Below are 792 nucleotides of genomic sequence, written 5' to 3'. Positions count from 1 at the left end.
CGGCGTTCACTGTGCGAGGCGCTGCATCGCCAATTTCTGCGAGTCCGGTGCCGGAGAGAATCACATAACGCTCGATGGTGTTTTTTAGCTGGTGCCAGGAAGTCGTATTTCCCGGCTCGACGCGCGCTTGTGCAATGGAGACGGCAGGATCATCCGCCGAGTTTGATAGCTCGCGGATGTAGCAGCCCTCCGCTGCGAAGAAGTATTCAGTGCTCATGTGTGCAAGTGCGTTCAGTTAAGGTGTAGAAAAATCATAACAGAGGGCAATGTTAGCCACTAGCGAGCAGGTGGTCGTGCGACGGGTTTTGCGCCGCAAAGACCTTCCTATCACCATGACTGCGAGCGATGAAACTAGTGCGCCGGGAATGAACCGCGCTCTATTTAGCGCGGATCGATTGACGCAACGTGCCGAAGATCGCCGTTCGGTTTTTGCTGCGAGACAACCATCTCACCTGATCTCGGAAAGTGGCCTGTGAGTGCAGTAATGTTGACTTGGTGAGTCACTAGTAGGATCACCTCGCCATCGGCTTTTGTCTTCAGCTCTTTGGCGATCCAGGCTTTGGTCTTGTTCGTCGCTTCCTGCTTCATTTCCCAATTCTGAAAGAAGGAGTTTAGGGATGCGAGTTGTTCGGGTTCGCCTAGCGCTAATAACTGAGCTGTTTCCTTGCACCGACACCATTGGCTGGTGATAACGCGCGCGTCGCTATAGCCTTTTGCGCGCAGCTTTTCGCCCGTCTGTTGCGCTTGGTTTCGACCTGCCTGCGATAAGTTTCGTTGGCTGGCACAGTCTGA

General features: G+C 53.9%; 2 protein-coding genes. Both read right to left on the bottom strand.

What is annotated here, in order from left to right; translation table 11 throughout:
• A partial coding sequence (locus tag A3750_RS24260; protein WP_197475290.1) for a hypothetical protein occupies positions 1 to 217 on the bottom strand: 217 nt, incomplete at its 3' end.
• A 164-nt stretch (positions 218 to 381) separates the two neighbouring features.
• Positions 382 to 792: histidine phosphatase family protein (locus A3750_RS24255; RefSeq protein ID WP_068549018.1), on the bottom strand; the 411-nt coding region annotated here is incomplete at its 5' end.

This window comes from Oleiphilus sp. HI0079 (assembly GCF_001635105.1).
Note: the sequence above shows the minus strand (reverse complement) of the source record. Positions and strands in the feature narration are given on the sequence as shown.